The sequence below is a fragment of the Stenotrophomonas sp. YJH_SMC_69 genome, assembly GCF_059370495.1.
This window is the reverse complement of sequence record NZ_JCAFTS010000003.1, coordinates 55394-75321: the sequence shown is the minus strand read 5'-3', so window position 1 is coordinate 75321 and position 19928 is coordinate 55394. Positions and strand designations below refer to the sequence as shown.

Annotated in this window: 21 protein-coding genes; 12 read left to right on the top strand and 9 right to left on the bottom strand. The window is 68.5% G+C overall.

Translation table 11 applies throughout. From position 1 onward, the window contains the following. Positions 1-28: 28 nt before the first annotated feature. The 7 genes from AC5P8F_RS05925 (at position 29) to rnfB (ending at position 7612) form a co-directional block, all read left to right on the top strand. Complete coding sequence (locus AC5P8F_RS05925) at positions 29-1969, top strand: DUF885 domain-containing protein (protein WP_014647957.1); 1941 nt, start codon at positions 29-31, stop codon at positions 1967-1969. A 16-nt stretch (positions 1970-1985) separates the two neighbouring features. Then, positions 1986-3056, top strand: a complete 1071-nt coding sequence (locus AC5P8F_RS05920; RefSeq protein ID WP_014647958.1) for a serine hydrolase domain-containing protein — start codon at positions 1986-1988, stop codon at positions 3054-3056. Continuing rightward, the gene (gene gloA2 / locus AC5P8F_RS05915; RefSeq protein WP_014647959.1) at positions 3053-3457 is read left to right on the top strand and encodes an SMU1112c/YaeR family gloxylase I-like metalloprotein; all 405 of its coding nucleotides are present in this window, start codon (positions 3053-3055) and stop codon (positions 3455-3457) included. The genes AC5P8F_RS05920 and gloA2 overlap by 4 nt, the downstream gene beginning before the upstream one ends. 419 nt (positions 3458-3876) lie before the next feature. Then, positions 3877-4320: a DUF2147 domain-containing protein gene (locus AC5P8F_RS05910; RefSeq protein ID WP_012480941.1), complete on the top strand. Its 444-nt coding sequence runs from the start codon at positions 3877-3879 to the stop codon at positions 4318-4320. 102 nt (positions 4321-4422) lie between these two features. Next, positions 4423-6504: a methionine--tRNA ligase gene (gene metG, locus AC5P8F_RS05905; protein ID WP_495227727.1), complete on the top strand. Its 2082-nt coding sequence runs from the start codon at positions 4423-4425 to the stop codon at positions 6502-6504. 78 nt (positions 6505-6582) lie between these two features. Continuing rightward, positions 6583-7173 carry an HAD family hydrolase gene (locus AC5P8F_RS05900; protein WP_495227849.1) on the top strand — a complete coding sequence of 197 codons (591 nt, stop codon included), beginning with the start codon at positions 6583-6585 and terminating at the stop codon, positions 7171-7173. Between the two features lie 25 nt (positions 7174-7198). Next, positions 7199-7612, top strand: coding sequence for an Rnf electron transport complex subunit RnfB (gene rnfB / locus AC5P8F_RS05895; protein WP_014647962.1), 414 nt, complete (start codon positions 7199-7201; stop codon positions 7610-7612). A gap of 50 nt (positions 7613-7662) precedes the next feature. Here rnfB and AC5P8F_RS05890 read toward each other — a convergent pair whose 3' ends face one another. After that, entirely contained in the window at positions 7663-8010 is a 348-nt protein-coding gene (locus AC5P8F_RS05890; protein ID WP_005418155.1) for a RidA family protein, read from the bottom strand. 192 nt (positions 8011-8202) lie between these two features. On the opposite strand from AC5P8F_RS05890, the gene mprF reads away from it, so the two are divergent. After that, positions 8203-10767 carry a bifunctional lysylphosphatidylglycerol flippase/synthetase MprF gene (gene mprF, locus AC5P8F_RS05885; protein ID WP_014647963.1) on the top strand — a complete coding sequence of 855 codons (2565 nt, stop codon included), beginning with the start codon at positions 8203-8205 and terminating at the stop codon, positions 10765-10767. 124 nt (positions 10768-10891) lie between these two features. Here the strand turns inward: mprF and AC5P8F_RS05880 are convergent, their stop codons facing one another. The 4 genes from AC5P8F_RS05880 to AC5P8F_RS05865 form a co-directional block, all read right to left on the bottom strand. After that, the gene (locus AC5P8F_RS05880) at positions 10892-12238 is read right to left on the bottom strand and encodes a virulence factor family protein (protein WP_495227724.1); all 1347 of its coding nucleotides are present in this window, start codon (positions 12236-12238) and stop codon (positions 10892-10894) included. Positions 12239-12316: 78 nt separating this feature from the next. Beyond that, positions 12317-12934, bottom strand: coding sequence for a DUF998 domain-containing protein (locus AC5P8F_RS05875; RefSeq protein WP_014647965.1), 618 nt, complete (start codon positions 12932-12934; stop codon positions 12317-12319). After that, the gene (locus AC5P8F_RS05870; RefSeq protein WP_032958663.1) at positions 12931-13104 is read right to left on the bottom strand and encodes an oxidoreductase-like domain-containing protein; all 174 of its coding nucleotides are present in this window, start codon (positions 13102-13104) and stop codon (positions 12931-12933) included. The genes AC5P8F_RS05875 and AC5P8F_RS05870 overlap by 4 nt, the downstream gene beginning before the upstream one ends. Before the next feature lie 49 nt (positions 13105-13153). After that, positions 13154-13756: an HD domain-containing protein gene (locus AC5P8F_RS05865; protein ID WP_014647966.1), complete on the bottom strand. Its 603-nt coding sequence runs from the start codon at positions 13754-13756 to the stop codon at positions 13154-13156. A 229-nt stretch (positions 13757-13985) separates the two neighbouring features. On the opposite strand from AC5P8F_RS05865, the gene AC5P8F_RS05860 reads away from it, so the two are divergent. Beyond that, the gene (locus AC5P8F_RS05860) at positions 13986-15137 is read left to right on the top strand and encodes a tetratricopeptide repeat protein (RefSeq protein WP_262224520.1); all 1152 of its coding nucleotides are present in this window, start codon (positions 13986-13988) and stop codon (positions 15135-15137) included. 7 nt (positions 15138-15144) lie between these two features. On the opposite strand, the gene AC5P8F_RS05855 is transcribed toward AC5P8F_RS05860, so the two are convergent. Next, on the bottom strand, positions 15145-15480 hold the full coding sequence (locus AC5P8F_RS05855; RefSeq protein WP_010482882.1) for a zinc ribbon domain-containing protein YjdM: 336 nt from the start codon (positions 15478-15480) through the stop codon (positions 15145-15147). Between the two features lie 192 nt (positions 15481-15672). Here AC5P8F_RS05855 and AC5P8F_RS05850 point away from each other — a divergent pair, with 192 nt between their 5' ends. The 3 genes from AC5P8F_RS05850 (at position 15673) to AC5P8F_RS05840 (ending at position 17751) form a co-directional block, all read left to right on the top strand. Beyond that, positions 15673-17034 carry an Hsp70 family protein gene (locus AC5P8F_RS05850; protein ID WP_032958655.1) on the top strand — a complete coding sequence of 454 codons (1362 nt, stop codon included), beginning with the start codon at positions 15673-15675 and terminating at the stop codon, positions 17032-17034. Positions 17035-17263: 229 nt separating this feature from the next. Further along, on the top strand, positions 17264-17557 hold the full coding sequence (locus tag AC5P8F_RS05845) for a YkgJ family cysteine cluster protein (RefSeq protein ID WP_053462562.1): 294 nt from the start codon (positions 17264-17266) through the stop codon (positions 17555-17557). An 11-nt stretch (positions 17558-17568) separates the two neighbouring features. Next, entirely contained in the window at positions 17569-17751 is a 183-nt protein-coding gene (locus tag AC5P8F_RS05840; protein ID WP_005410566.1) for a hypothetical protein, read from the top strand. A 49-nt stretch (positions 17752-17800) separates the two neighbouring features. On the opposite strand, the gene AC5P8F_RS05835 is transcribed toward AC5P8F_RS05840, so the two are convergent. From AC5P8F_RS05835 to AC5P8F_RS05825, 3 genes are read right to left on the bottom strand one after another with little or no spacing between them, the layout of a single operon-like run. Next, a complete protein-coding gene (locus tag AC5P8F_RS05835; protein ID WP_032958651.1) occupies positions 17801-18682 on the bottom strand; it encodes a DUF4097 family beta strand repeat-containing protein in 882 nt (293 codons plus the stop codon). Between the two features lie 11 nt (positions 18683-18693). Continuing rightward, positions 18694-19227 (bottom strand): hypothetical protein, encoded by a 534-nt coding sequence (locus AC5P8F_RS05830; protein ID WP_046431913.1) that lies wholly within the window; start codon positions 19225-19227, stop codon positions 18694-18696. After that, positions 19224-19802, bottom strand: a complete 579-nt coding sequence (locus AC5P8F_RS05825; protein WP_032958649.1) for an RNA polymerase sigma factor — start codon at positions 19800-19802, stop codon at positions 19224-19226. Before AC5P8F_RS05825 ends, AC5P8F_RS05830 begins: the two co-directional genes overlap by 4 nt. Positions 19803-19928 lie beyond the last annotated feature (126 nt).

Here is a 19928-nt window from a genome sequence, read left to right as displayed (position 1 = left end):
CACGGTCTGTGTTCCACGGAAGCTCCTGATGCCGCATCCCACCCGCGCCCTGGCCGCCGCCATCGCCGCGTTGTTCCTGTTCAGTGCCGTGCCGTCGGCCGAAGCAGCGAAAAAGAAGGCCAGCCGCCCTGCCGCCGCGCAGACCCGCCAGGCTGCCAAGCCCAAGGCCAGGCCCGCCCGCGCCACCGCGCCGGCGCGTGGCAGTTCGGCACGCCGCGCCGCGCCGCGTCCGGTCGCGCCGGCACGTGCCGTACCCAAGCAGGTACAGCTGGAGCGCCTGTACGACGAGTACTGGGATGCCTCGATGCGGTTGAACCCGCTGCAGGCCACCTTCCAGGGCGAATCCCGTTACAACGACCAGCTGCCCAACATCCTGTCCGCCGCCTGGCGCCAGCAGTCGCACGACTTCACTACGCAATGGCTGGGCAAGGTCGAGAAGCTCGGCAGTGATGGCCTGCAGGGCCAGGACCTGCTCAGCTACGAGATCTTCGTGCGCGACGCACGCGCCTCGCTGGCCGCCGAGCGCTACCCGGGCTGGATGATGCCGATCAGCCAGTACTACAACATCGGCAGCATCATGGCGATCCTCGGTGCCGGTGCCGGCGCGCAGCCATTCAACACCGTGCAGGACTACGACACCTGGTCGCGCCGTTCGCTGGGCATTCCCGAACTGTTCGACCAGGCCATCGACAACATGCGCCAAGGCATGAAGGCCGGCGTGGTACAGCCGCGCGACCTGATGGAAAAAGTGCTGCCGCAACTGGATGCGGTGATCAAGCCGACCGCCGAAGAGAGCATCTTCTGGTCGCCGATCCGCACCATGCCCAACACCATCCCGGCCGAGGACAAGGCGCGCATCAGCGCCGAGTACAAGCGCATGATCGAACTGCGCATCATGCCGGCCTATCGCGCCCTGCGCGGCTTCATCGCCACCGAATACCTGCCGGCCACGCGCGCCAGCAGCGGCCTGGGCGCACTGCCCGATGGCCAGGCCTGGTACGCCAGCCTGATCGTGCAGACCACCGCCAGCGACCAGACCGCCGCGCAGCTGCACGCGCTGGGCGAACAACGCGTGCAGGAACTGCAGGCGCAGATCGCCACGGTGATGAAGGATGCCAAGCTGCGCGGCACCCCCACCAAGCTGCTGCGCAGCATGCGCAACGACCGCCAGTTCCAGTACGGCGATGCCAATGCGCTGATCAACCGTTACCGCCAGGTGCAGCAGCAGGTCAACGCACGCCTGCCGCAGGTGCTGGATACCTTGCCGAAGGCGCCGCTGGACGTACGCGCGGTGGAACCGGAGCGTGCGCTCACCGCCGCTGCCGCTGCCTACCAGCCGGCACTGCCCGGGCAATCCGCGGTGCTGTACGTGAACACCCGCGACCTGCCCAGCCGCAAGCGCTGGAACGTGCCGGTGCAGTACCTGCATGAAGCGATCCCCGGCCACCACGTGCAGCTGGGCCTGCAGCAGGAGCTGGCCAAGCTGCCGCGCTTCCGCCGCCTCGGTGGCGATCTCGCCTTCGTCGAAGGCTGGGGCCTGTACGCCGAAACGCTGGGCGAGGACCTGGGCATCTACACCGATCCCTACGACCGCATCGGCTACCTGTACTCGCGCCTGCTGCGCGCCGCCCGCGTGGTGGCCGATACCGGCGTGAATGCCCAGGGCTGGAGCAAGCAGCAGGCTGTCACCTACCTGCAGAAGACCGTGGACATGAGCAGCGACGATGCCAACGCCGAAGTCGAGCGGGTCATGGCCCAGCCTGGCCAGGCACTGTCGAACGTGGCCGGCCTGACCACCATTGTCGCCCTGCGCGACAAGGCCAGGGCGCGCCAGGGCGCCGCCTTCGACCTGCGCCGCTTCCACGCCGAACTGCTGAAGGACGGCTCGATGCCGCTGGACGTGCTGGACCGCAAGATGGAACGCTGGATGGCCCAGCCGGCCAGCGCCACGCCCGCCCCGTCACCCTGAGCCTTCCGGAGCCGCCATGCGTCCTGCCGTCGCCCTGTTCGCCGCCGTGCTGGGCCTGCTGCCGCTGGCCACCGTTGCCGCACCGGTGCTGGCCCCACCGGATGCGGGCATCGACGGCCTGATGCAGGCCTACGACGGCCAGGTGCCCGGCGCCGCCGTACTGGTGCTGCATGACGGCAAACCGGTATTCCGGCGCGGCTATGGCCTGGCGGTGGTGGAGGACGGCACGGCGGTCACCGCGGCCAGCAACTTCCGGCTGGCCTCGGTCAGCAAGCAGTTCACCGCTGCGGCGGTGTTGCTGCTGGTGGAAGATGGCCGGCTCGGGCTGGACCAACCTGCCCGGCAATGGCTGCCCGAACTGCCCCCGGCTGCGGCCGCCATCACCATCCGCCAGCTGCTCTCGCATACCGGTGGCCTGCCCGACTACGAAGACCTGATGGACCCGGCTGATGCTCGGCAGGTGCATGACGCCGATGTGCTGACCCTGCTGTCGCGCCAGGACCGGCTGAACTTCGCGCCCGGCACGCAGTACCACTACAGCAACAGCGGCTATGCGCTGCTGGCACTGATCGTCGGCCGCGCCTCCGGCCAGGATTTCGCAGCCTTCCTGCAACAGCGCATCTTCCGCCCGCTGGGCATGGCCCACACCGTGGCCCATCAGGACGGCATCGATACCATCGCCGCACGCGCCTATGGCTACAGCTGGATCGATGGCCGTTGGCAGCGCACCGACCAGAGCACCACCAGCGCCGTGCTCGGCGATGGTGGCATCTATTCCTCGCTGGACGACCTGGCCCGCTGGGATGCGGCGCTGTACGACGACCGCCTGCTGTCGAAGGCCTCGCGCCGCGCGATGTTCAGCCCCGCCACATCGACGCCCGAACCGGATGTACCGCACTACGGGTTCGGCTGGCGGCTGAATGGCCCCGTCCAATGGCACAGCGGCGAGAGCATCGGCTTCCGCAACGTGATCGTGCGCCACCCGGAAAAACACCTGACCGTGATCGTTCTGACCAACCGCAACGACCCCGAACCCTATCCGCTGGCGCTGAAGATCGCCCAGCGCTGGCTGGACACCCTGCAATGACCGCCGATTCCGGTGCCCTGCTGGGCATCCACCACGCCGCACTGATCTGCAGCGACTACGCACGTTCAAAAGACTTCTACGTGCGCATCCTCGGCCTGCGCGTGCTGGCCGAGAACCACCGCGCCGCGCGCGATTCCTGGAAGCTGGACCTGGCCCTGCCCGACGGCGGCCAGCTGGAACTGTTCTCCTTCCCCTCGCCGCCGCCCCGTCCCAGCCGCCCGGAAGCCCAGGGCCTGCGCCACCTCGCGTTCCGCGTGGCCACGCTGGAACCCTTCATCCAGCGCCTGTCAGCGCACGGCGTAGTGTGCGAACCGATCCGCGTGGACGAGTACACCGGCCGCCGCTTCACCTTCTTCGCCGACCCCGACGACCTGCCGCTGGAGCTGTACGAAGCCGGTTGACGTCCCCGGGGGTCAGATCCCTTTTCCGACGGAAAAGGGATCTGACCCCATCGCCGCCACCGGAAACGTCATCCACGCATGGCATGGATCTGTGTCGACCAAGGTCGACACCCACCAACCGCACCAGCACCGGCAGATCGCCGGAAACTGTCGAAGGCGGGGCATTGTGGGTTTGCGGGGTGTGAGCCGCATGGATGCGGCGACCAAGCCCCCAGGGACGGGTTTACGGCGGCCCCGCAAACCCACAGTGCCCCGCCATCCCTCAGCAAGTCCGCTTTTGCTGTTGCTCCGGCTGTTGCGGCTGCCTCTGCAGGTGCAGGGCGCAGCCCTGCAAAGCCCCCCCTTCCCCATACCCCGCCGAATGGGTATACAGTCGACCCATGCCGGCACCGTGCCGGAATGAACCCTGGGAGGGGACCATGCGCAACACCTTCAAGACCCTGCTGCTGGCACTGCCGCTGTGCCTGGCCGCCCTGTCGGCCCAGGCCGCCGACGGCGCCGCCGGCCGCTGGAAGACCATCGACGACAAGACCGGCAAGGTGAAGTCGATCGTCGAGATCACCCAGGCCGCCAACGGCACCCTGACCGGCAAGGTGGTCGACATCCTGCACTCGGACAAGGGCCCGAACCCGGTCTGCGATGGATGTGAAGGCGCCAACAGGAACAAGCCGGTGAAGGGCATGACCATCCTCTGGAACCTGAAGGCCGATGGCGCCAACAAGTGGTCCGGCGGCACCATCCTCGACCCGGCCAACGGCAAGACCTACAAGTCGAAGATGGAGCTGCAGCCGGGTGGCACCAGGCTGGACGTGTCCGGCTGCATCGCCTTCATCTGCCGCGCGCAGACCTGGCAGCGCGAATAAGCGCCCCGGCCCCCGCTTCATCCCCGTGACCCGGCCCCGGCCGGGTCACGTCGTTGCGGGCATGCGATACTCTGCGGTTCCCCTCGGCTTCACCCCGCGACCATGACCCGTACCGCGCTCGTCACCACCGCCCTGCCCTACGCCAACGGCCCGCTGCACCTGGGCCACCTGGTCGGCTACATCCAGGCCGACATCTGGGTGCGTGCGCGGCGAATGAGCGGCGGCAAGGCCTGGTTCGTCTGCGCCGACGACACCCACGGCACGCCGATCATGCTGGCCGCGGAAAAGGCCGGGGTCACCCCGGAAACCTTCATCGCCAACATCCAGGCCAGCCACGAACGTGACTTCGCCGCCTTCGGCGTGGCCTTCGACCACTACGACTCGACCAACTCGGCGGCCAACAAGGCACTGACCGAGCAGTTCTACCTGAAGCTGGAAGCGGCCGGCCACATCAGCCGCCGTTCGGTCGCCCAGTTCTACGACCCGGCCAAGGGCATGTTCCTGCCCGACCGCTACGTCAAGGGCATCTGCCCGAACTGCGGCAGCCCCGACCAGTACGGCGACAACTGCGAAGTCTGCGGCGCGACCTATGCACCGACCGACCTGAAGGAGCCGCGTTCGGTCATCTCCGGCGCCACGCCGGAAATGCGCGATTCGGAGCACTTCTTCTTCGAGGTGGGCCACTTCGATGCATTCCTGCGCGAATGGCTGGCCGGCGATGTCGCCCTGCCGGGCGTGAAGGCCAAGCTGGGTGAGTGGCTCAACGCCGAAGGTGGCCTGCGCGCGTGGGACATCTCGCGCGATGCGCCGTACTTCGGTTTCCAGATTCCCGGCCAGCCGGGCAAGTACTTCTATGTCTGGCTGGATGCGCCGATCGGCTACCTGTCCAGCTTCCAGACCCTGTGCGGCAAGCTCGGCGAAGACTTCGAAGCGCACCTGCGCGCCGGCACCGCCACCGAACTGCACCACTTCATCGGCAAGGACATCGTCAACTTCCACGGCCTGTTCTGGCCGGCGGTGCTGCACGGTACCGGCCAGCGCGCGCCGACCCGCCTGCACGTCAATGGCTACCTGACCGTGGACGGCGCCAAGATGAGCAAGTCGCGCGGCACCTTCGTGATGGCACGTACCTTCCTCGATGCCGGCCTGGAGCCGGAAGCGCTGCGCTATTACTACGCCGCCAAGTCCGGTGGTGGCGTCGACGATCTTGACCTGAACCTGGGTGATTTCATCGCCCGCGTCAACGCCGACCTGGTCGGCAAGTTCGTCAACCTGGCCAGCCGCTGCGCCGGCTTCATCAGCAAGCGCTTCGACGGCCAGCTGGCCGCGCAGCTGCCCGACGCGGCGCAGTACCAGCGCTTCGTCGATGGCCTGGCGCCGATCCGTGAAGCCTACGAGCGCAACGACCCGGCTGCGGCGATCCGCCTGACCATGACCCTGGCCGACGAAGCCAACCGCTACATCGACGACGTCAAGCCGTGGGTCATCGCCAAGCAGGAAGGCGCCGACGCGCAGCTGCAGGCCGTGTGCAGCCAGGGCCTGAACCTGTTCCGCGTGCTGGTCACCGCACTGAAGCCGGTGCTGCCGGCCACCGCCGCGCAGGCCGAGGCCTTCCTGGCCGCGCCGGTCAATGACTGGACCGAACTGGCACAGCCGCTGCTGGGCCACCGCATCACCGACTACACCCCGCTGTTCACCCGTATCGACCCGAAGAAGATTGACGCCATGATCGACGCCTCCAAGGACACCCTGCAGCCGGCCGCCGCTGCCGCCCCCGCCGCCAGGACCGACGCCGCCAAGCCGGCCACACCGGCCCCGGCCAAGGACGGCGTGAAGAGCGCCGATGCTCCGGCCTATATCGGCATCGACGATTTCGCCAAGCTCGACCTGCGCATCGGCAAGGTGCTGGTGTGCGAGTTCGTGGAAGGTTCGGACAAGCTGCTGCGCTTCGAACTGGATGCCGGCGAACTGGGCAAGCGCCAGATCTTCTCCGGCATCCGTGGCAGCTACGGCGAGCCGGAAGCCCTGGTCGGTCGCAGCGTGGTGTTCATCGCCAACCTGGCCCCGCGCAAGATGCGCTTCGGCCTGAGCGAAGGCATGATCCTGTCGGCCGGTTTCGACGGCGGCGCGCTGGCGCTGCTGGACGCCGACAGCGGCGCGCAGCCGGGCATGCCGGTCCGCTGATGCCTGCAGCGGGCGCGGCCACCGCCGCGCCTGCCGGCAGCATCGGCCAGCGGAGGCAACGCGATGGGAAGCAATGGAATGGAACTGGCGCTGTTCGACTTCGACCACACCGTGACCACCTGCGATACCTATGGCCGTTTCCTGCGCCGCGTGGCCACCGCCGAACAGCTGGCGCAGGCGTGGTGGAAGGTCGGCCCGTGGCTGGCCGCATACAAGCTGAAACTGATCTCGGCCGAACGCATCCGTGCACGCGTCACCCGCCTGACCTTCCGCAACCGCTACAGCGATGACATCGCCACGCTGGCCGCAGGCTTCTCGCGTGAGTTCCTGCCCGAGGTGGTGCGCCCGGAAATGCTGGAGCAGATCCGCTGGCACAGGGAACAGCAGCATACCGTGGTGATCGTGTCCGGCTCGCTCGACCTGTACCTGCGGCCATGGTGCGAGCAGCTGGGCCTTCAGCTGATCTGCAACCGGCTGGAAAGCCAGGACGGCCGCCTGACCGGTCGCTATGCCGGTGGCGACTGCGGCCCGCGCAAGGTCGAGCACATCCGTCGCCAGTTCGATCTGTCCCGCTACGTGCGCATCCATGCCTACGGTGACAGTTCCGAAGACAAGCCGATGCTGGCGCTGGCCCACGAGCGCTGGTTCCGTGGCAAACCCCTGAAGTAACCCCGACGCGCAGCCTTCGCCACGCATGAGCCTGATCCCGCCCCTGACCGAACGCCTCGACCGCCTGCTGCCGCAGACCCAATGCGGGCAGTGCGGCTACGACGGCTGCCGCCCGTATGCGCAGGCGATGGCGCGCGGCGAGGTGGGCGTGGACCGCTGCCCGCCGGGCGGCGATGCCGGCGCGCGCGCGCTGGCGCAGGTACTGGGCGTGCCTGCCATTCCGTTTGATCGTTCGCGTGGCGAACACAAGGTGCCGCAGGTGGCGCTGATCGTGGAAGCCGACTGCATCGGCTGCACCAAGTGCATCCAGGCCTGCCCGGTGGACGCCATCGTCGGCGGCGCCAAGTACATGCACACGGTCATCGCCGATCTGTGCACCGGTTGCGAACTGTGCATTCCGCCGTGCCCGGTGGACTGCATCGAGTTGCTGCCCCTGTAACAGGGGTCGGATCCCTTTCCGCGGGAAAGGGATCCGACCCCATCCCGCAGTTATGGCACGGCCGCCGTCACCACGATCTCGACCTTCCACTCGGCGTGGGCCAGCTTGGCTTCGAAGGTTGCGCGGGCCGGGGTCGCGCCCTCGACCACCCACTCGTCCCACGCCTTGTTCATGCCGTCGAAGTCGGCGATATCGGCCAGGAACACTTCCGCGCGCAGCACGTGCTGGCGATCACTGGCGACCAGTGCCAGCAGCTTGTCGATCTCCGCCAGCACCTGCCGGGTCTGCCCGGTGATGTCCTGGCTCGTGTCTTCCGGAATCTGGCCGGAGAGGTAGGCGACCTTGTTGTACACGGTCATTTCGGACATGCGCGGTCCGACGTCGTAACGCTCCATCATGGGCGTGGCTCCTGCGGGTGATCAGGCCTGCATTGTCCTCCAATCCGGTCGACGGTGGGTGCACGGGCACCTTCCGCGACACGTCACTACCGGGCTCCGACGGTCCCACTGGTCAAATGACGATGACAGGCGCACGATGCGCCACGCCCGCGTTGACACCGCCCTCGCCCCTCCTGCCGCACCCTTGCGCCGATGACCGTCCCCGTCGATTCCACCACTGCCCCTTCCACGCCAGCCTGGAAGCGGGTTGCCACCATCGTCATTCCGCTGCTGATCCTCGCCCTGGCCCTGCACGGCCTGGCCAACGAGTTCGACGAGCACGGCTACCGGGCCATCCGCCAGGCGTTCCGCCAGCTCAGTGGCATGCAGATCGCGCTCACCGTGGTACTCGGCCTGGCCAGTTACGCCTGCCTGATCGGCTTCGATGCCATTGGCCTGCGTCGCAGCGGCATCCGCGTGCACCCTGCGCGAGTCGGCATCACCGCGTTCCTTGCGCACACGCTGGGCCAGACCGTGGGCTTTGCCGCGTTGACCGGCGGCGCGGTACGCCTGCGTGGCTACCGCAGCGCCGGCCTGGACCTGGCGCAGATCGGCCAGGTGGTGCTGATGAGCACGCTCGGCTTCGTGTTCGGGGCATGGCTGCTGATCAGCGTGGCACTGTGCATGGAACCTGCAGCGGCAGCGTTGGCATTGCCATTGAATCCCGATGCCGTGCGCATCGTCGGCATCGTCGCCCTGCTCGCATATCTCGGCACCGTGCTGCTGGTCGGCCGCGATGGACGGCAGTTCAGCGTGTTCGGCCATGCGTTGTGGCTGCCCGACCGCCGCACCATGATCGGCGTCACCGTGCTGAGCGTGATCGAACTGGTGCTGGCCAGTGCCGCGTTCTACGTGCTGCTGCCGGACTCCACGCCGACCGGACTGCCCGGCTTCGTCGGCCTGTACCTGGTGGCCGTGCTGGCCGGCCTGGTCTCGACCGTGCCCGCCGGCCTTGGCGTGTTCGAGTGGAGCCTGCTGAAGCTGTTGCCGCAGGTGGCACCGGCGGCGGTGCTGGCAGCGGCGCTGATCTACCGCGTCACCTACTACGTGCTGCCGCTGGTGCTGGCCACCCTGCTCGCCCTTGCGCCCGCCCTGCGTCAGCCACTGCAGGCCAGCGCCGGGGCAACCCGTGCGGGCTGGAACGCGCTGCGCCCGTGGCTGCCGCAGATCATCGCGCTGGCGGTGTTCAGCATCGGCGCCGCACTGGTCATCGACGGCACGCTGCCGACGCCACGCCGTCACCTGGTCAATGCCTCGCTGCCGATCCTGGAGACCTCGCACCTGATCGGCAGCCTCAGCGGCGTCGCACTGCTGCTGATCGGCCAGGGCCTGGCCCGGCGCAGCCACGCCGCGTGGGTGCTGGCGATGGCAGTGTGCGTGATCACCCCACTGCCGCTGTGGCTGCGGGGTGGCCAACTGTTGATCGCCGTCTCGGCAGTGCTGGTGGCGATGGCACTGTGGGCCGCACGTCGCGAGTTCTACCGCCAGGGCGCGCTGCTGGACGAAGCCTGGTCATGGCCGTGGCTGCGCAACCTCGGCCTGGTGCTGGTCGCGGTCACCTGGCTGCTGTTCTTCACCTACAGCCATGTCGAGTACCAGAACGAGCTGTGGTGGCAGTTTGCGATATCCGGCAACGCACCACGCGCGCTGCGCGCGTTGCTGGTCGTGGCGATCGCGCTGGTGATGTTCGGCCTGGCGCGGCTGCTGCACAGCACGCGCAGCCCGCTGCCAGCCGCCGACGAGGCCACGCTGCAATCACTGGCGCCGGTACTGGCCGGTGCCACCGATACCCAGGCCTGCCTGGTGCTGACCGCCGACAAGGCGGTGCTGCGCGACGAGGCGAAACAGGGCTTCGTGATGATGCAGCGCTACGGCGGTTCGCTGATCGCGATGGGCGATCCGGTCGGCCCGCCGGAGGTCGCCCGCGCATTGATCTGGCGCTTCCGCGAGGAAGCCGACCGGCTCGGCCTGCGCCCGGTGTTCTACCAGGTCGGCGAGTCCTACTGGCAGACCTACCTCGACCTGGGCCTGGGCCTGGTCAAGCTGGGCGAAGAAGCGATGGTGCCGCTGCACGATTTCGGCCTGGAAGGCCGCGAACGTGCGGACCTGCGCCAGGCCTGGAACCGGGGCAAGCGCGGCGGCCTGTCCTTCCGTGTGGCACCGGTGGAGGAAATTCCCAGCCTGCTGCCGCGCCTGCACGCGATTTCCAACGCGTGGCTGGAAGACAAGGCCGGCGACGAAAAGGGCTTTTCGCTGGGCAGCTACGACCCGGATTACCTGGTGCGGTTCCCGGTGGCACTGGTGGAGGCCGAAGGCCAGATCGTGGCGTTTGCCAACCTGTGGCAGGCACCGGCCGGTGCCGAGCTGTCGGTGGACCTGATGCGCCACGTCAACGAGGCGCCGAAGGGGACGATGGACTTCCTCTTCATCGAACTGTTCCTGTGGGGGCGCGCGCAGGGCTATGCACGCTTCTCGCTGGGCATGGCGCCACTGTCCGGGCTGGCACAGCATCGCCTGGCCGGCCGCTGGAACCGCCTGGCCGGCCTGCTGGCGCGGCATGGCGAACGCTTCTACGGCTTCAGTGGCCTGCGCCGCTTCAAGTCGAAGTTCGACCCGCAGTGGCGGCCACGCTATCTCGCTGCGCCGGGCGGCATGCACCTGCCAGCCGCACTGCTGGATGCCACGCGCCTGATCTCGCTGGACCCGCGGCGCAACTGACGCCCCGCACCACCAGGCATACCCGGCGCCACCTGCCGCCCGGTAGGTGTCGACCTTGGTCGACACGCTCATCCCCAAGGCGCCCTCAGCCCCAGCGCCGACCAAGGTCGGCGTCTACCAAGCGCTACATACCGCCCTTGAGGATCACCTCGGCCAGCCGATCATAGTCACCACCGAAATGGTGGTCACCCGGCAGCTTCACCTTCTTCACACCGTCATTGGCCGGCAGGTCCGGGCACAGGGCGTCCTCATCCTTGTCGCCGTACACGCACAGCGTTTTCTCCGCCGGCAGTCTGGCCACTTCCGGCGCGATCGGCAGGCCGTCGCCGCCGCCGCCCAGCCAGTTGCTGACGTGGAACTCGAAGTCGGCCTTCTTGCCTACCGACAGCAGCACGATGCGATCCAGCGCTGCACGGGTATCGGCATCGAGCTGGTTGATGGTCGCCGGCAGCACGTCGGCCCCCTGCGAGAAACCGATCAGCATCACCTTGTCGCGGTGCCACTGCTGGCGGTAGTGATCGATGATCTTCTGCAGGTCAGCAGCGAAGCCCTTCGGCGTGCGCTCGCTCCAGAAGTAGCGCAGCGAGTCGATGCCGACCACAGCCACGCCGTGCTCGTTGAGCGACGACGCCACGTCCTTGTCCAGGCCGGCCCAGCCACCATCACCGGAGACGAACACGGCCAGCGTGTCGCCGTTGCCGGTCGACGGTACTTCCACCACCGGCAGGCCCTTCAGCGCGGCCGGCGGCGGTGCCAGGCTGACGCCTGCCTGCGCACCCATCACCCGCGCTGCAGCCACCAGGCCCGGTGAGGCATCACCACGCGCCGTGCGCTTGAACTCGCGCGCCATCGCCACCTGCTGCACGAAACCGCTGGCCTCGCCCGCCTCGCAGCCGTGATCACCGGCTGCACTCAACCACGGGAAGTTCAGTTCGGCGGGTTGCAGCGTGTTGCGCTTCACGCCATCGCCGCAGACCATGCGCTCGTGGTTGTGGTCCGGGCAGAAACCAGTGGTGAGCAGGCCGGCGAACACCTGCGTATCGGCCTGCGCAGCCAGCGCATAGGCCATTTCAGCGCCTTCGCCATCGCCGCCGACCAGCGGCAGGTGGTACCCGGGCAGATGCAGCGAGGCCTGCAGCCAGCGCGAGAAATTCTCGACATCGCCGGAACCGAACGAACAGGTCGGGTTGCCTTCGCGCTTGAGCACGCCGCGCAGGTGCGCGATGTCCACGGCGGCGACCATCGCACCGTCGGCACGCAGGGCCTCGATCGGCAGACGGCTGGTATCGCCACCGGGAGTCGGTTCGTGGAACCAGATCACCACCCGCTGCGGGGTACCGGCCGGCATATGCACCGGAATCTGTTCGAACCGCCCGTGGCTGAACTGCTGCACGGTCGCTGCCGCGGTTGCCGGCAGTGCGGCCAGCGCCAGCACCACGCCCATTACCCTGCCCAGCCCTGCACGCTTCATATCGCAGCCCCGATGGAATGCGCACACGATACGCTGCCTCCACGTGCACGGCACGTACCGGTGCAGGCCGTTGGGGTTTCAGCAGGCTGCGGCGCGACGACTGCGCCGATACAGCGCCAGCGCCAGATACAGCAGCCAGCCCACGATCACCACGATCACCACTTTCTGCCCCAGCCCGCGCGGCGGCCCGCCACGCCACAGCACGTGCAGCCACAGCAGCACGAAGGCCAGCCAGGCCCAGCCCCAGAGCAGGCCGGCGGCGGATTGCCAGCCCGGTTCGCGGCGCAGGTACCAGGCCTGCAGCAGCATGCCGACGCTGGCACACAGGAACGCAGTGTTGGCCGCCAACCCGTGGATGAACGGTGCCAGCAGCGGGGTTGCTTCGGGCAGCCAGCTGTCACCGATGGCGACCGTGGCCAGGCCCAGCGCCGAGACCGTGAACAGCAGCGGCGCCGCCGCGCTGCGCCGCGGGCCGATGCTGCCGCGATAAAGGGCGATGCCGAGCAGGGTGATCGCCAGTGCCAGCAGGCAGTACGCCGCACGCAACGCCAGCCCCCACGGCCCGTGCAGGTAGAGGCTGAGCGTGGCCCGCACCCAGTCCAGGTCGGTGCGTGCGAACTGGGTCCACAGCGCGGTAACCAGGAACAGAACCAGGGCTGCCAGCGCCAGCAGCGCCGCCGGACGCGCGCGGCTCATGCGGAGGCTTCCGGGTGCCGCGCCTGCCATTCGGCCAACGCCTTGCGATAGCGCTGCAGCTCGTCGGCATACAGGTCCAGCACGCACAGCGGGCAACCGCTGCCACAGCATTCGTTGGGACCGGGCTCTTCCGGCGGCAGCGGACGGGGATCGGGATCAGGGACGGACACGGTTGGAAGCGGCAATCGGTGGAAACGGGCCCCAGTGTAGCGGGCTGGCTCAGCGACCCAGCTGCCGCCGCAGGTTGTCGCGCGCGGCCGCGTCGAGGCGCTGGTGGAAGAACTCGCTGAGGAAGATGCGCGGTGCGCGCAGCAGGCCCTGCAGGAAACGGCGGCGGCCAGCGCGATACAGGAAGCCCGGCACCACGCCCTTGTACTCTTCGGCCACGCCCCGGTCATAGGCGGTGAACACCGGTTCCGGCGCGGCCAGGATCGCCATGTCGCAGTCCAGGAACAGCGCGGCCTCGGCATCGACATCGTCCGGGCCGAGCGCGCCATGGCGGGCGGTCAGCAGGATCAGCTGCTCGACCCGGGCGGCATCGACAGCGGCGAGTTCCGGCGCCTGCGTGATCGCCTGCAGGGCCATCTGCGCCGAACGTGCTTCGTTGTCCTTTCGCCCCGCCACGTAGATCGCATCGTGGTAGAGCACGGCCAGGTAGACCTCGGCCGGCTGCTGCCAGCCGGGGCCGTCGGCAACCTCCTGGCAGTGCTGCAGCACCGCGCGCACGTGGCCGAAGTGATGGTAGGCGCGTGGTGGCGTTGCATAGCTGTCCTGCAGCGCCTGCCACTGCGCCGGAGCGAGCGTCAGCGGGGAAAAGTCCATGCCCGGATCATCCCGCCTGCGCGGTTGACGGGCAAGCTGTCGCTTTTTTCACCACGTCCTCACAACGCCCTTCGCACTAGGCCGCAACGCGGTTGTCCACAGCTTTCCCGAGCGCTGGTCCACACCGGTTGTGGATGAACGTGCGGACCGACCAACGGTCACTGCAGCGGTGCGCGCACAGGTCTACACTCGCCTCAGGCGGGAGCGCCCGCCGCTGCCGGGAGCCGTCATGTACCGTCCTGCCGCCCGATTCGTTCTGCTCGCACTGGCCGCATTGGCAGCACCGTCCGCGATCGCACAGGATCATCCGGGAACGGCCGCGCCGCTGGCCGTTGCCAGCACCGCCACTCCGGCGATACCGACGCCGCAGCAGGTGTTCGCGATTCCACCGGCGATGCGCGACATGCTGCGCACGCAGGTGATCAATCACAGTTACTCCCGCGAGCAGCGCCTGCAGGCGCTGGTGGAGATGATCTTCGACCGCCACGGCCTGGACCTGCAGTACGACGCCGATGCGACCTTCACCGTCAGCGAGATCTGGCAGCAGCGGCGCGCCAACTGCCTGGCCTTTACCCTGATGTTCGTCGCGCTGGCACGCGAAGCCGGCATCCAGGCACGCGTGCAGGAAGTCGGCCAGGTCGTGTCGTGGTACCAGGACCAGGCCCAGGGCCTGGTCTACAGCGTCGGCCACGTCAATGCCGGGGTCGGCTTCGCCGGCCGCTTCGCCACCGTCGATCTGGATCGCAACGTGCTGTACGACCGCCGCGGGCCGCTGCCGATCAGCCAGGCACGGGCATTGGCACACTTCTACAACAACCGCGGCGCCGAACGCATGGCCAGCGGCGATCTGGTGGGTGCACGCACCTTCTTCAATGCCGCGCTGGCACAGGACAACAGCTTCGCCGCCACCTGGAACAACCTGGGCGTGCTGGAAAACCGTACGGGCGATACCGCCGCCGCGCGCCGGGCATTGGAAACGGCGCTGCGACTGGACGGCCGCCAGGACGCTGCACTGACCAACGCCAGCGCGCTGTACCGGAAGCTGGGCATGGTCATGCAGGCGCAGGCGCTGGAGCAGCGCCTGCAGTCGGTGCAGCGCGAGGATCCGTTCGCGCAGTACATGCTCGGCGCCGAGGCCGAACGCGCCGGCCGACTGGATCAGGCGATCCGCTATTACCGGCAGGCCGTGCGCCTGTACGACACCGCACACCAGTTCCACTTCGGGCTGGCGCGGGCCTATTTCCTGGCCGGCCAGCTCAGGCGCGCCGATCGTGAACTGCTGCGCGCGCAGGCGCTGGGCGGTGCCCCGCAGCAGGCGCGCTACCAGGCCAAGCTGGACAGCCTGGCCCGCTGGCGCGCACAGCAGCAGGCCAGGCGCTGAAGGCCGGTCAGGCCTTCTTGAGGAAGCAGGTCTTCAGGACCAGGCCCTTGATCTTGTCCGAGTTGCCTTCGATGTGCTCGGCATCGTCCTCGACCAGGCGGATGTTGCGGATCACGGTGCCCTGCTTGAGCGGGATCGAGGAACCCTTCACCTTCAGGTCCTTGATCACGGTGACGGTGTCACCGGCCTGCAGGGTATTGCCGTTGCTGTCACGCACGACCAGGGTCGAACCGGCACTTTCCTCGGCGGTCCATTCGAAGCCGCAGTCGGCGCAGATCCACAGCGCGCCATCGGCATAGGTGTTTTCCAGGGTGCACTGCGGGCAGGCGGGGGCAGAAGACATCAGCAAGTAGCTCAAAGTGAATCAACAGCCGCCATTGTAACCGCCCGGCTCGCCTGCCCTTTTCCGGGCGGCGCCCGGCTCCCGGCTTGACCCGATCCGGCCTCCCGATACGGAATGGGAGGCCGCAGGAACTTGCAGTCGGCGGCGAACTGCAGCAGAGTGCGCGGCCCCTGATCGCCCCCGGAACTCCCCATGCGCCTCGGCATCGACTTCGGTACCAGCAACTCCGCCGCCGCCATCGTGCATGAGGGAACACTGCTGCCGATCCGCTTCGGCGACGCCGAGCAGTTCCGCACCAGTGTGTACTTCCCCGGCGTGGTGCCCGACCCGGACGACTTCCAGCTCGACGACGGCCAGGAACACCAGCTGCAGCAGATGATCGACAGCGCCGCGCGCGCGGCGCGCGCCGCCGGCCAGGAACGCACGCCGCAGGCGCTGCGCCGCGAAGCCCTGCGCGCGCTGCGCCGGGAATGGATGGAAGCCCGCGCCGGCAAGGAACGCAGCGCCAACGACCTGCTGCAGAACGCGGTCTACGGCGACGAAGCGCTGGAAGCCTATTTCGAGGAACACGAAGGCAACCTGGTGCAGAGCCCGAAGTCGATGCTCGGCTACAACCTGCACCCGCGCGCGAAGCAGACCATCACCGGCATCGCCGCGCACATCCTCGAACACATCCGCCTGACCGCCAGTGCCCAGCTCGGCCGGCCGCTGCGCGCCGCCCTGCTCGGGCGCCCGGTGCAGTTCCGCAGTTCGATCGGCGCAGCCGGCAACGACCAGGCGCTGGACATCCTGCGTGAAGCGGCCACCCAGGCCGGCTTCGACCAGGTTGATTTCCTCGAGGAGCCAGCCGCGGCGGCCATGCATTACCACGCCGAAAGCCGCGAGCGGCACCAGGCGGTGATCGTCGATATCGGCGGCGGCACCACCGACATCGCCCATGCCGAAGTCGGCGGCGACGACGCCCCGCGCATCCACCGCGCCTGGGGTATCGCCCGCGGCGGTACCGACATCGATCTGGCGCTGAGCCTGTCCAGCTACATGCCGCTGTTCGGCCGCGGCATCACCCGCGTGCCGGCCCACCACTACGTGGAAGCGGCCACCGTGCAGGACATGACCCGCCAGCGCGAATTCCGCCTGCACAAGTACGACCATGTCGACGCGCCCTGGGGCGAGCGCCTGCAGGCCCTGCAGGACACCGGCAACACCGCCCGCCTGTACCGTGACGTGGAACGCGCCAAGATCGCCCTCAGCGCTGCCAGCGAGCACCGCAGCACGCTGGACTACATCGCCCGCGACCTGCATGCCGACAGCAGCGCCGACGGCCTGGCCGCCGCCGCCCATGGCTACCTGGAGCAGATCCGCGAGCTGCTGGCCCAGGTCCGCAGCGACATCGGCGGCGACCCGGATGCCGTGTTCCTGACCGGTGGCATGTCTCGCGCCGGCTACCTGCGCCAGGCGGTGGCGGCCGCCTTCCCGGGCGCCCGCATGGTCCACGGCGAGCCCTCGCTGGGCGTGGTCCAGGGCCTTGCGCTGGCGGCAGCCAGCCAGGATTAACAAAACGTTACGCGGTCTAAGTTACTCTTGGTCGGCTAGAACCCTGCTGCCCCTTCCACCGGCCATGCCGGTGTGTGTCCACGGTGCAGCCTGGCCCGCCCAGCGGGCCTAGCGGCCATGCCTTCCTGGCTCGTTCATGGTCCGCGCAGCACCTGAGCCGCCATTGAGACCCGCTTTGGGCACCCGCCAGGCCCCTGAGGCCTTACAACCTGACGCAGCACCTGCACCCATCGACTGCCGCCGTTGTGACGCGGTCTGTTGCCGGTTGCCCGTGCTGCTGCAGCCCGGCGACCACGTGCCCGGCCAGTTCCTGTCACGCGACACCCACGGCCGTGCCGTGATGGCGCGCAACGAGGAAGGCTGGTGCGCGGCGATCGATCCCTATCACCTGCGCTGCACGATCTATTCGCAGCGCCCGGCGATCTGCCGCCAGTTCTCGATGGGCGGCGATGACTGCCGCCGCGAGCGGCAGGACTACCTGCGCCAGGCCGATGCCTGGGCGCTTTCCTCCCCTTCCACCTGACAGGAGCAACCATGCCCCGCAAGGCAAAGACCCCCGCGAAGGCCAGCAACAGCATCCGCAGCGAACGCAAGGGCGCGGCCGCCAGCACCGTGGTCAGCAGCGATTCGATCGCTTCGGACCTGGCAGCGTTCCGCAAGGCCGGTGGCAAGATCGAAGTCCTCGGCACTACCTGGGCGCTGAAGAAAGCCAGCTGACCCAGCTCCGACCGCGGCGGCGCTGCCGCCGCGGCCTGCCGGACCGCGCTCAGCGATCCAGGCGTACCCGCACACTGCCCGAATGCGACTGGATGCGGATGTCACCGTCGCCATTGCCGAGCCGAGTATCGAGATGGCTGCCGGGGCCGTAGCGCGGCCGTTCCACCTGGCCGGCGTCGCTGTTGATCGACCCGCTGAAGCTGTTCACCGACAGCTGCGCCGAAACCGTGCGTGGCAGGCGCAGGTTGACCGACGCGCTCACCGATTCGACATTGATACGGCCCCCCGGCGCCAGCCCGGCCGCCGACAGGTCGATGCTGCCCGACACGGTTTCCACCGCCAGCCGCTGCACCCGCCCGGCATCGACCTCGACCCGGCCGGATACCGTCTGTGCACCGATGTCACCGGACACGCCGCCGCCGGCTTCGATGCGGCCACTGACCGTGTTCACGTCCAGCTTCGGCGTCTGCAGGCGCGCGATGACACCGCCGCTGACCGTATTGAGCTTGCTGTCGCCGCTGCGACCGGAGGCGCTCAGGCTGCCGCTGACCGTGTCGGCCTGCAGGCGGCGCACATCGATGCCGCTGATGTCCTGGCTGGCACTGACCGTACTCAGCAGCAGTTCCACCGAGCGCGGCACGTTCAGCACCAGCGTCGCGCCGCCGTTGTTGTTGCGACGCGGATACTCGATCTCCCAGCGCACGCGGTTGGCACTCTTCTCCTGGCGCAGCTGCAGGCCATCGCTTAGCGTACCGGTGAGCTGCACGTCGTTGCGGTCCCAGCCACGCACGCTCACTTTGCCGGCCACGTTGCTCAGTTCGATGCGGCCGCCGGCGGCCAGGTTGTGGCGCTCGTCGATCCGGGTGTCAGCCAGGGCCACCGCGGGCAGCAGCAACAGCGCGGCGCAGCAGGTCATCAGGGTTCGTGTCATCGGGGGTCTCCTCAGGTCGTCAGGCCGGACTCGGCGGCATAGGCCGCCTGCCGGGTCAATTCCAGCCGCAACGCATAGGTGCGCTTGAGCTGGCCAAGCAGATGCGGCGCGCGTGGATCCTGCGCCAGCGCGGCCCGGATCTGTGCCGCGCTTTCATCGAGTTCGTGCAGCGCCGGCTGCCATTCCGGCGCCCGGCCTGCGGGCAACGAGGCCACTGCCTGCTGGTACTGCTCGGTCATCGCCGCGGCCTGCAGTTGCAGGGTAGACGGCACCGGCGCGTCCGGCTGCGCATGGCGCCACGGCGCCACCGCGTAGAGCGCCAGGCTTGCGGCCAGTGCGGCCCCCACCGGCAACCACCAGCGCCGGCGCGAACGCCCCGGCAGCACCACCACGTTGCCGGTCGGCGCAGGCGCCGCCTGTGGTTCACGCGGCGGCAGCTGCGCCGACAACCGCGCCCAGCCATCGGCGGGCAGGCCGCGTTCGGAAGGCAGCGCGCGCAGTCGGGCCACCAGATCGTGGTCGGAATCGTGTTCGTGTGTACTCATGTCATGTCTCCCAGCCGTGCGCGCAACAGGCCGCGCGCACGATGCAACTGTGCCTTGGAGCTGCCGACGGCCATCTGCAGCTGCGCGGCGATCTCCTGGTGTTTCCAGCCCTCGATGTCATGCAGCACCAGTACCGCGCGCGCCCTCGGCGGCAGCGTCGCCAGCGCGCGCTCCAGGTCGCGCTCGGTACCGGCGCAGCGGTCGTGTACGGCCAGCTCCTGCAGTCCTCCGTCCACATCATCAAGACTGTCGTGGTCCTGCCCGGCGGCGCGCCCACGCAGTTCCATCAGCGCAGCGTTGACGCCCAGGCGATGCAGCCAGGTCGACAGGCTGCTCTCGAAACGGAACCCCGGCAGCGCCTTCCACGCCTGCAGGAAGGCTTCCTGCAAGGCGTCTTCGGCACGCGCCTGCTGGCCCCCGCACAGCCGCCACAGCACGGCGAACACGCGCGGTGCATGCCGCCGGTACAGCAGTTCATAGGCCGAGGTATCGCCGGCGGCGGCCGCCCGCACCAGGGCGGGTTCATCGACGGCGTCGTGGGCGGCAGGCGGCGCGGGCATGGTGGTGTCGAGCATATCGCTTGGATGCGGCGGCCCGGGAAAAGGTTTAGAGCCGGACGACGTTCACTGCCGTGCAACCTTTTCGACACCTGCTGCATCCATGCAAGGTCCTTCGCGAAATTGCCGTCCAGGAGTCCTGCC